This window comes from Candidatus Polarisedimenticolia bacterium, assembly GCA_035764505.1.
Lineage (GTDB): Bacteria > Acidobacteriota > Polarisedimenticolia > Gp22-AA2 > AA152 > AA152.
This window is the reverse complement of sequence record DASTZC010000082.1, coordinates 1-10,946: the sequence shown is the minus strand read 5'-3', so window position 1 is coordinate 10,946 and position 10,946 is coordinate 1. Positions and strand designations below refer to the sequence as shown.

General features: G+C 69.7%; 5 protein-coding genes. All 5 read right to left on the bottom strand.

Annotation, left to right across the window (positions count from 1 at the left end; translation table 11 throughout):
* The coding region (locus VFW45_05690) for a condensation domain-containing protein (GenBank protein ID HEU5180261.1) at positions 1-1,515 on the bottom strand (1,515 nt) is incomplete at its 3' end.
* Positions 1,512-4,907 carry an amino acid adenylation domain-containing protein gene (locus VFW45_05685; GenBank protein ID HEU5180260.1) on the bottom strand — a complete coding sequence of 1,132 codons (3,396 nt, stop codon included), beginning with the start codon at positions 4,905-4,907 and terminating at the stop codon, positions 1,512-1,514. The genes VFW45_05690 and VFW45_05685, both read right to left, overlap by 4 nt.
* On the bottom strand, positions 4,891-5,625 hold the full coding sequence (locus tag VFW45_05680) for an iron-containing redox enzyme family protein (protein HEU5180259.1): 735 nt from the start codon (positions 5,623-5,625) through the stop codon (positions 4,891-4,893). The genes VFW45_05685 and VFW45_05680 overlap by 17 nt, the downstream gene beginning before the upstream one ends.
* A 42-nt stretch (positions 5,626-5,667) precedes the next feature.
* On the bottom strand, positions 5,668-6,921 hold the full coding sequence (locus tag VFW45_05675) for a MupA/Atu3671 family FMN-dependent luciferase-like monooxygenase (protein HEU5180258.1): 1,254 nt from the start codon (positions 6,919-6,921) through the stop codon (positions 5,668-5,670).
* The coding region (locus VFW45_05670) for an SDR family NAD(P)-dependent oxidoreductase (protein ID HEU5180257.1) at positions 6,918-10,946 on the bottom strand (4,029 nt) is incomplete at its 5' end. The genes VFW45_05670 and VFW45_05675, both read right to left, overlap by 4 nt.

Genomic DNA, 10,946 nt, shown 5'->3' with positions numbered 1-10,946 from the left:
GTGGACGCAGGCTTTGGGAAAGTCCTCCCGCGTCTGGTTCCAGGCGATGAGCTGCCGATCTTCCTCCGGTGTCAGCAGCGGCAGCTGCGACAGGCGGCTGTCCGGCGCCGCGACCCCTGCGCCGAGCAGCACCAGGTAGCGCTGCGCCATCCGCCGCACCGTCGACGCGTCGAACCGATCGGTGCCGTAGAAAAGGTAGCCCTCGAGGTTGCCTCCCGGCACCTCCCACAGGTGGAACTCCAGGTCGAAACGGGCCGCGCCCGTCTCCAAAGGCATGGGTTCGATCGTGAGTCCCGGAAGCTCGAAGCTCCCCAGCGGCGCGTTCTGCAGGGCGAAGGCGATCTGGAAAATCGGGTTGCGGCCGAGGTCCCGCGTCGGCTGCAGCTCCTCGACGAGCCGTTCGAACGGCAAATCCTGGTGGGTGAATGCGCCCAGCGTCGCCTCGCGCACGCGCCCCAGCAGCTCGCGGAACGACGGATCCCCCGCACAACTGGCGCGGATCACCAGCGTGTTGACGAAAAAGCCGACCAGCGACTCGAGCTCGGGCAGCGTTCGATTCGCGATGCCGGTGCCGATCGTGATGTCCTCCTCGCCGCTCAGCCGAGACAGGAGCGCGTCGAAACTGGCGAGCAGCCCCATGAAGAGGGTCGCTCCTTCGCGGCGTGTCAGGGTGCGCATGGCGTCGGCAATTTCAGCGGGGACCGTCACCCGCTCCACGCCGCCGCGGAAGGTCAGCACCGGCGGGCGCGGCCGAGCGGCTGGAATGTCGAGCACGGGGGGAAGCGGGGTGAGACACTCGCGCCAGTAGGCCAGCTCGCGCTCGAGACGCTCTCCCGACAGGGCCTGGCGCTGCCAGGCCGCGAAGTCGGCGTACTGGATCGGCAGCTCCGGCAACGGCGACGGTCGGCCGGCGGCGAAGGCTTCGTACAGCGCCGCCACTTCGCGCACCAGCACCCCCGTGGACCAGCCGTCCGACACGATGTGATGCATGGTGAGGAGAAAGACGTGATCCTCGCGGTCGAGTCGCAGCAGGCGGGACCGCAGCAGCGGACCTGTCTCGAGATCGAAGGGTGCGCCCGCCTCCTCGCCAGCGAGCCGGATGGCCTCGGCCTCGCGCTGTGGGGCGGGAAGGCGCGTGAGATCCGCCAGGGGAAGGTCGATGCTGCCCGGAGGATCGATCACCTGGAGCGGCGCCCCCTCGCGCGACACGAAGCGCGTGCGCAGGCTGTCGTGCCGGCGGACCACCTCTTCCAGGCAGCGCTGCAGCGCCGAAGGATCCAGCGCTCCACGCAGTCGCAGGGCGTTGGACACATTGTAGGCGGGGCTTTTGGGATCGATCTGATGGATGAACCAGAGGCGCTGCTGGGCGAAGGAGAGCGGGGCTTCTCCCTCGGGGCGGCGCGGGATGGTCGGGGCGGCCGCCTCGCCGGATGGCTTCCCCTTGCGCATGCGCTCCAGGAGCGCGCGCTTGGAAGGGGAGAGCCCGGCGGCGCGCGAGGCGGTGTCGAGGCTCATGGCTCAGCTGAGGCCGGCGCCTTCGGCGGCGGTGCCCCGGCGTTGCGTTGCAAGCGCTGCTGCGCCTCCTCGTCCGGCATCGTCTCCAGCTTCTCCAGCAGGCTCTCTTCCACCACCGCGGCCAGCGCGGCGACGGTGGAGCCCTCGAAGAAGCGGCGCAGCGGCAGCTCGATCTCGAAGGCGGCGCGCACCCGCGAGATGACCTGGGTGGCGAGCAGCGAGTCGCCCCCCAGATCGAAGAAGTTGTCCTCGACGCCGACCGGCCCGCGGCGCAACAGCGCCGTCCAGATGCCGGCAATCGTCTCCTCGATCGGCGTGCGCGGCGGCACCGGCGCTTCGGAGCGGATCGTCGTCCCCGGCTCGGGCAGTGCGGCGCGATCGATCTTGCCGTTGGGGCCCAGCGGCAGCCGATCCAGTGCCACGAAGGCCGCGGGGACCATGTATTCGGGGAGAGAGCGGCGCAAGGCGACCCGCAGGTCGGCCTCGGATGGCGCTTCGGCGCCCGCCGTCTCCAGGTAGGCGACCAGCCGCTGCGACGCGCCGTCGGAGCGCGCCACCGCCACCGCGCGCTGGATACCGGGAAGGCGCTCGAGCGCCGTCTCGATCTCGCCCGGCTCGATGCGATGGCCGCGCACCTTGAGCTGATGATCGGTCCGTCCCAGGAACTCCAGCGTCCCGTCCTGCCGGAATCGGGCCAGATCGCCGGTGCGGTAGAGGCGCGCGCCGGGCGCGCCCGACAGCGGATCGGGAACGAAGCGCTCCGCCGTCAGATCGGGCCGCTCCAGGTAGCCGTGGGCCAGGGGGATGCCGCCGATGAAGATCTCACCCGGGACTCCCTCGGGCACAGGCTGAAAGCAGGAATCGAGGAGATAGATGTGGGCGTTCGCAATGGGCCGGCCGAGGGGGACTGGTCCCGGAGCCAGGTCCGGCGCACACTCCCAGGCGAGGCAGCTGATCGCCGCTTCGGTCGGGCCATAAAAATGGGCGAGCAACCGGGCAGGCAGCTTCTCGAAGAAGCGATCGTGCAGATCGCGGTCCATCCCCTCGCCTCCGCAGAAGACGGCGCGCAGCGCGCCGCACTGCGCGGCGGCGGGATCCTCGAGGAAGACTCGCAGCATCGAAGGGACGAAATGCGCCACCGCGACGCGCTCGTCCCGGACAAGGCGCGCGAGCGCTGCGGGATCCTTGGCATCCTCCTCGCGCGGCATGACCACCGTGGCGCCGGAAAGCAGCGGTCCGAGCAGCTCCCACACGGCGATATCGAAGGTGTACGACGCCAGGGTGAGGACGCGCTCTCCCGGACGGATCGGGAAACGCTCCTGCGCCCATTGCAGACGGTTGACGATGGCGCGGTGGGGAACGAGGACCCCCTTGGGCACGCCGGTCGAGCCGGAGGTGAACATGACGTAGGCCAGATCGGCGGGAGTGGCGCGCGACGCCGGGTTCTCGTCCTGTGGGCACGCGGACGCCTCCCACGCCTCCTCGATCTCGATGCGCGGGACAGCCGCGTCCGCCAGCAGGGACGCGAGGGCGTGCTCGATGAGCACGACACGGGGGCGCACGTCGGAGAGCATGCTCGCGAGACGCTCGGCGGGAAGCGCGGGATCGAGAGGCACATAAGCGGCTCCGCTCTTGAGCACCGCCAGCAGCGCCGCCACCTGGCCGGGGGAGCGCCGAACGCAGATCGGCACCATGTCCCCCGGTCCGATCCCCAGCGCGGCCAGCCGGTGCGCCATCCGGTTCGCGGCCCGGTTCAGCTCGCCGAGGGAGGTGACCTTCCCCGCCTGCACGAGCGCCGGCGCTTCGGGCTGCGCGGCCGCTGCCGTCTCGAACCGGTCGTGCAGACATGCTGCGGGATACGGGCGCGCCGTGTCGTTGAAGCCGGTCACCAGAGAATCGTGCTCCTCAGGGGTGAGCACCTGGAGGGCGGCGAGCGGCCGGTCGGGGTGCGCGGAGACGAGCTCGAAGATCCGGCCCAGGTGGCGGAGCATGCGCTCCACCTTCTCCTTCCCGTAGACCTCGGTGGCGTACTCGATGTAGCCATGGATCCCCGTGCCCGGAAGCTCCGTGCAGGCCAGGGTCATGTCGAACCGGGAGGCGCCGTTATCCACGTCCAGCTCTTCCGAGGAAGACAGTCCGACCTCTTCGGACGCCTCCAGGTCCGGAAAGTCGAGGTAGATCAGCGAGACCTGGATGAGGGGATTGCGGCTTGGGTCCTGGCGCGGCCTTAGCTCGGACACCAGCGTGGCGAACGGCACGTCCTGGTGCGCGTAGGCTTCCAGCGCGGTTTCGCGTACCTGGGCCAGGAGCTGATGGAAGGTCATGGCCGGGTCGATCTTCGCCCGCAGGAGGAGCATGTTGAGGAAATAGCCGATGACGTTCTCGGTCTCTATCCGGTTACGGTCCGCGATGGTGGAGCCGATCAGCAGGTCACGTTGTCCGGTGTATTTCCAGCAGAGAACATCGAGCGCGGCCAGGGTCGTCATGAACATGGTCGCGTTGGCCCGGCGCGTAAGCTCCTTGAGCGCGGTGCGCACCGATTCCGGGTACATGGTGTAGGCACGGGCGCCGCCGAAGCTCTGGACCGGCGGGCGCGGCCGGTCGACGGGAATCTCGAGTACGAGGGGAGCGCCGGCGAGCTTCTCGCGCCAGTAGGCCAGGTGGCGCTCGAGCCGCTCTCCCGAGAGCTCCTGGCGCTGCCAGGCGGCGAAGTCCGCGAACTGAATCGGAAGCGGCGGCAGCTGCAGCTGTGAACCGTCGCGCAAGGCGACGTAGATCTGCGCGACCTCCTTCTCGAAGATGTCGAAGGACCAGCGATCCGTGATGGCGTGCTGCATGCACACCATGAGCACGTGATCCTCGGGGCCGAGCCGCGCCAGGCCCGCGCGCACCAGCGGCCCCCGCTCCAGGTCGAAGTGCACCGAGGCGGCTCGGGTCGCCTCGCGCAGCGCCGCCTCCGGACGCTCGCTCTCCGGCAGCGACTGGAGGTCGACGACCGGAAGATCGATCTCCAGCGACGGCGCCACCACCTGCACGGGGCGCCCGTCCACGACCTTGAAGGTCGTGCGCAGGACCTCGTGCCGTGCGATGGAGGCGTTCAGCGCGCGTCGCATCAGCTCGGGATCGATAGGGCCGAAGAGGCGGCTGCTCAGATGGATGTTGTAGGCGGGATTGCCCGGCTCCATCTGATCGACGAACCAGAGACGCTCCTGATCGAGGGAGACGGGGAACCAGGCGAGCTTCTCCCGGCCGGGGATCGGAGCGATGGTCTTCGGACGCGGGGCGGCGAGCCCCTTCTGCTTCAATCGCGCTTCGAACAGCGCGCGTTGTTCGGGGCTGAGCGCGGCGAGCCGCTCGTCCAGACCCTTCAGGGTCTCAGATTCTGGCCTCACCGCCGGCTTCCTCCGCGCGCCGTGCCTCGCGGGTTACGTCGGCAAGGGCCTGGGATGCGAAGGCCGCGCGCTCCAGCTCGTCGAAGAAGGCAACCCAGTGCCGCCACATCGATTCGGCATGGGCCAGAAGCTCTTTTTCCTGGGCCTCGGTCAAATCCAGGGAGAGCGAGTCGTTGGCCCGCGCCACGTGCTCCGGCTCCTGCTCGACGTGGATGTCGACCCAGGGGAGGGTCCCAGCGCCCGTGGCGCGGCGCACCGCCGTTCCGATTCCCGACACCATGGCGAGATCGGCTACCTCGGTGCCGTACATGAATCCCAGTCCGGCCATCAGATCGGCGGAGGACTCGGCGTAGGCCGCCACCAGGCGCGCCGTTGCCGGGAAAGGCGCTGCGCAGGCCACCTCGGAGCGGCTGAAGCCGAGCGGCGTCATGGTGGAGACATAGAGCACCTCGTGGGCGCGCTGTGCGTCTCCTTCGCCGAGCTCCTGGTAGAGGATCTTGGAGATGGCGGTTTGCAGCTCCACGCGCGGCGAGACGGAGATGAGGCGCGACAGGAAAACGGGGAAATAGTGCAGCGGATGCCACCACTGGCCGAGGAAGGTGGCGACCTGGCCGCGGGACAGCGGAGCGGTGCGGATCTTGTCGAAGAAGGGGTGGGAGATCAGCTTCTTCCGCAGCGGGTGGTTCTTGAGACTTTCCTGCAGCCTTTCACCGAGCATGAGCGGTTCTCCTCCCGCGGCCCGCGGCCGCGCTCAGTCAGGTTACGGAGCCTTGGCATGGACTCTCGCGCCGTCCGCCGTGGCCGGGGCGTAGTGCTCGCGCAGCTCGGCGAGCCGGGGCAGCGCCGCCAGCACGGTGTCGGGATCGAGTCCGAAGTCGATGAGACACGCGATCTCGTCCGCCCCCTGCGCGGAGACGGCATCGAGGACCCGCGCGCACTTGTTCTGCGTCCCGAGAAGGGTCCTCGCCTCGAAGAAGTGCTCGAAGGCGAGGCGGGCCACGTCGCGCGAGTCGCGCTCGGTGGCGGCGCCCTCCTCCAGCGAGACCTTCTGGAACTGCTTCAGGTACGTTTTCAGGTAATTCGTCATCGGCTCGCGCACCAGCTCGCGCACGGCCGCGTCGTCCGTCCCGACGTAGGTGTGCACGACCAGGGTGACGGTGCCCTGGGCCGGATCGTGCCCCTCGCGCTCCCGCGCAAGACGGTAGCGCCGGATCAGCGCGGCGAGATCATCGAAGTCGTAGCCCACCAGCGCCGCCAGGACGTTCGCCCCGATGGATCCGGCGCGCTCCCAGGTCTCGGGATTACCGGCCGTGGTGACCCAGATCGGCAGCGTCTCCTGGATGGGGCGAGGAAGCGTGCGGACCTCGACCTGGCGCCCCTGCGGTCCTTCCACCTTCAGCGTCTCGCCCGCCCACAGCCGGCGGATCGTCTCGATGCCGCGGAACATCACTTCCTTGCGATCCTCGTAAGGGCTGGGAGTCAGGACGAAATCATCCGGGTGCCACCCCGAGGCGAAGGAGACCGCCGCCCTGCCGTGCGACAGGTTGTCCACCACCGACCACTCCTCGGCGACGCGCACCGGGTGGTGCAGCGGCAGCGCCACGCTGCCGGCGCGAATCCCGACCTTCGTAGTCACGGCGGCGAGGGCCGCCGAGAGGACCGACGGGTTGGGATAGAGGCCGCCAAAAGGCTGAAAATGCCGCTCCGGAGTCCAGACCGCCTCGAAGCCGTGCCGGTCGGCGAAGCGCGCGCTTTCCAGGGCGAGGCGGTACTTGGCGTCCTCTTCCCGCGAGCCGTCGTCCGAGAAGAAATAGAGGCTGAAGCGCAACGGACGCCGGGGGCGCCGCCCGCGCCAGGCCTCCGGGTCGGCATCTTCCGGACTCCGGGTCGCGATGCCGCCCGCACCCGCGCGAGTCGTATTCGCCGTTTCCAGCCCCTTCTCGCGCAGCCGGCGCTCGAGCAGGCGCTGCTGCGCTTCGCTGAGCTTCGCGAGACGGTCGCCGAGATCGCTCATCGCGCCACCTTCTCCTCGGCCGGAGCGCCGCGCGCCAGCTCCGAGCGCACCTCGTCCTCCGACAGGGTCTCGATCTCGGCGAGCAGCGCGGCGATGTCGGCCGCCTTGCGGCGCTCTTCGAGCGCGGCATCGACCGTATCGGCCAGGCTGGCGAGGTCGGTCGATTCGAAGATGCCGGCGATCGCCAGCTCGATGTCGAAGGCCTTGCGCAGGTGGGACGCGAGCTGGATGGCGAGCAGCGAGTTCCCCCCCAGCTCGAAGAAACTGTCGGTCCGGCCGATCCTGGCAATGCCGAGGAGCTGGGTCCAGATCTCCGCCACGCGGCGCTCGGTCTCGGTGGCCGGCGCGACGATCTCGCGTGTGTCTGTCCCGGAGCTGGCGGGCGCCTTGCCGCCGATCCCCTCGAGGAAATCGGCCACTGAAGTGGAGGCTGACTGCGCGAGCAGCTCCTCCAGGTCCTGCGCGGCGACGACCATCTGAGGCTCGGCGAGCGGCGCGCAGCGGTGCAGGGCGTCGATCCCCTCCTCCACCGTGATGCCGACCTGTTCCTGGAAAGCGCGCAGCTGCTCCAACAGCGCCTGCGAGCCGGCGCCGGTCGGCGTCTGCCAGCGATCCCAGCGGGCCGTTCCCCAATCGAGGCAAGTGACTCGAGGTCCGCTTTCCCCGCGGCGGGACTGCGCGAAGGCATCGAGGAAAGCGCTCGCGGCGCAGTAATCGACCTGGCCGAAGACCCCGGTGACCGAGATGGCCGAGGAGAACAGCACCAGGGCTTCGCCCTCGCCGAGCAGCCCGGCCAGGAAGCGCGTCCCGTCGAGGCGCGGCGCCAGCACGGGATCGATCGCCGCGCTCGTCTTGAGCTGCATCATGCCGCCGCCGATGTCGCCCGCCGTGTGGAACACCGCGTCGAGCCCGCCGAACCGGCCCCGGATCCGCGCGAAGGCCGCCGTGAGCGCTTCGCGTTCGGTCACGGGGGCCGGAGAGCAGAGCACCTCCACGCCGCGCGAGCGCAGAGTCTCGACGGCGGTCTCCGAGCCGGGATCGCTTTGCAGGAAAGCGATCTTCTTCGCGCCTCCCGCGGCCAGCTTCCCGGCGAGACCCAGCTCCAGGGGTCCGGTGCCTCCGGTGAAGAGAAACGCTTCGCCGGCGCCCCACGGACTCTTGCCGTCCGGTGCGGATCCGAGCCGGATCTTCTCGTAGTGGGGGACCCAGCGATGTCCGCCGCGCCAGGCCACGACCCGCTCGGTGTCGGCCGCCTCCAGCTCGAGGATCACGCAGCGCGCCCCTTCCTCCGGGCTCGACCTCGCCAGGTCCAGCAGCCGGCAGGCCATGCCGGGATACTCCTGGGGGGCGACGCGGCAGGGACCGATGAGGGTGGCCCGCTCGGGACGCAGCGGCTTCTCGCCGGTCACGTCGAACAGGCTCGAAACGACGACGGCGATGTGGAACTCGGCGCCGGCCGCTTCGCCTCCGATCGCCTGGCAGAGGTGTAGCAGTGAAAAGAATCCCAGCTCCTGCGCCGACTCGGCGCTCACGCGGGCCGGGTCCGAGGACCAGAGATGCGCGATGCGCCACCGTTTGACGCGCCCTTGCAGGGCGCGCAACAGCTCCTGGTAATGCTCCGGCCGGCGCGGATCGAGAGTGAAGGTGTCCTCTGCGTCGTGAGCGAAAGCAATTCCGGCACCGACCCGGACCACCGTCGTGCCGCGCGCCGCCGCGGCCACACGAGCCGCGAGGTCCGTCCCATCGTCGAAAATGATCCAGGCGGCCTCGTCGACTTCCGCGGGCGAGGCCCGGAAATGGGATCGCTTCCAGCCGGGGACGTAGAACCACTCCTCGAGAGCGGGCTTCTTGAAATCGGCCCCCATGGCCTTGAACTCGGCCCCCATGGCCTTGGACGCGCCGCCGGAGCCCGGGCGCGCCAGGAGCTCGGCGCCGGGCTCGATCCAGTAGCGCTTGCGCTCGAACGGATAGGTGGGGAGTGGAACGCGTCTTCTGCGGGAATCGGCGTGCAGCGCCGTCCAGTCGATGTCGACCCCGGCGCACCAGAGCTTTCCCAGCGCCTCGCGCAGGGAGACAGCGTCGTCGGCCCCGTCGCGCGGATGGTGCAGCGATGCCACGATCTCCGCTTCCTGGCCCGCCTGCTGCCGCGCCAGCGACGACAGCGCGTTCCCGGGACCGACCTCCAGCAGGACGCGGGAGGAGTCGGCGGCAAGCGCCGCCACGTTGTCGGCGAAGCGCACCGTCCGGCGGATGTGACCGGCCCAGTAAGCCGGATCGGTCGCCTGCTCCTGGGTGATCCAGCCGCCGGTGGCATTCGACAGGAACGGCAGCGACGGCGGCTTCAGCCGCAGGCGGCGGCAGGCCTTCTCGAACTCCGGAAGGATCGGATCCATCATCGCAGAATGAAACGCATGCGAGGTGTGGATGCGGCGGAAGGCGGCCCCTTCCGCCTGCAGGCCCGCCTCCAGCTTCGCCATGTCGTTCTCCGGCCCCGAGACGACGCTGCTGGTGGGGCTGTTGATTGCGGCAATCGACAGCTGCGCGAAATCGCGCAGGCGGCGGGTGATTTCGGCTTCGCCCAGCTGCACCGCCAGCATGGCGCCGCGCGGCAGGCTCCCCATCAGCCGGCCGCGCTCGGCCACCAGCTGCAGCGCCTCTTCCAGCGACATCACTCCCGCCAGGCAGGCGGCCACCAGCTCGCCGATGCTGTGTCCCGCCATGGCGACAGGTGAGATTCCCCAGGCGATCCAGAGCTTCGCGAGGGAGTGCTCGACGGCGAACAGGGCCGGCTGGGCCAGGGAGGTCTCGCGCAGGCGGGTCTCGGTCTCCTGGGCGCCGGCACCCGTCGTGAAGACGGCTTCGCGCAGATCGACGCCAAGCAGCGGCGCCAGGATCGCGGCGCAGCGATCGAATTCTTCCCGGAAGATCTTCTCCTCTCGGTAGAGCCCCGCGGCCATTCCCGGGTGCTGCGCCCCTTGCCCGGGGAAAAGAAAGACGACCGGCGCGCCGCGGCGGTCTGTTTTTCGATTGCGGGGGCGCGCCGATCCGGCTCGAAGCGCGGCGATCGCTTCGGCGGCGTCGCGGGCGACGAGGGCCTGCCGCCAGGGGAGCCGCTTGCGGCCGACCTGAAGGGTGTAGGCGGCATCGGCGAGGCTCGGCGAGGCCTGTGATTCGAAGCAGGCCGCGAGCGCGGCGCAGGAGGCGTCGAGCGCTGATTCACTGGCCGCGGAGACGACGATCAGCTGCGGCGCGCGCTGAGGGGCCGCCGCGCCGGTTTTTGGCGCTTCCTCGAGGATGACGTGCGCATTCGTGCCGCCGATCCCGAAGGAGCTGACGCCGGCGCGGCGCGGTCCGCCGTCGGCCGGCCAGTCGCGCAGCTCGGCATTGACGTAGAAGGGCGTCGCGTCGAGATTCATCTTCGGGTTGGGCCGCTGGTAGTGGAGGCTGGGCGGAATCTCGCGATGCTGCAGGGCGAGCACCGTCTTGATGAAGCCCGCCGCTCCCGCCGCCGCGTCGAGGTGGCCCACGTTGGACTTCAGCGATCCGAGAGCGCAGCGGCGGATCCGGCCCGCTTCGGGGCCGAAGGCGCGCGCCAGGGCGGCGATTTCCACCGGGTCGCCGAGCGCCGTCCCGGTGCCGTGCGCCTCGACATAAGCAATGGTCGAAGGATCGATCTCCGCAAGCGACAGCGCCTCGGCGATGACCCCGGCCTGGCCTTGGTCGCTGGGGGCGGTGAAGCCCACCTTGACGCTGCCGTCGTTGTTCACCGCCGAGCCCTTGATGACGGCGCGGATGGTGTCGCCGTCGCGCAGCGCGTCCTCCAGCCTCCGCAGCACCACCAGCGCCGATCCATTTCCCTTGATGCATCCGGCGGCGGCCTCGTCGAAGGCGCGGCAGCGGCCGTCGGGAGATGAGATTCCTCCTTCTTCATAGAGGTATCCCGAGTTCTGCGGCACCGTGATGGAGACCCCACCCGCCAGCGCCACGTCGCACTCCTGGCTCAGAAGGCTCTGGCCGGCGACATG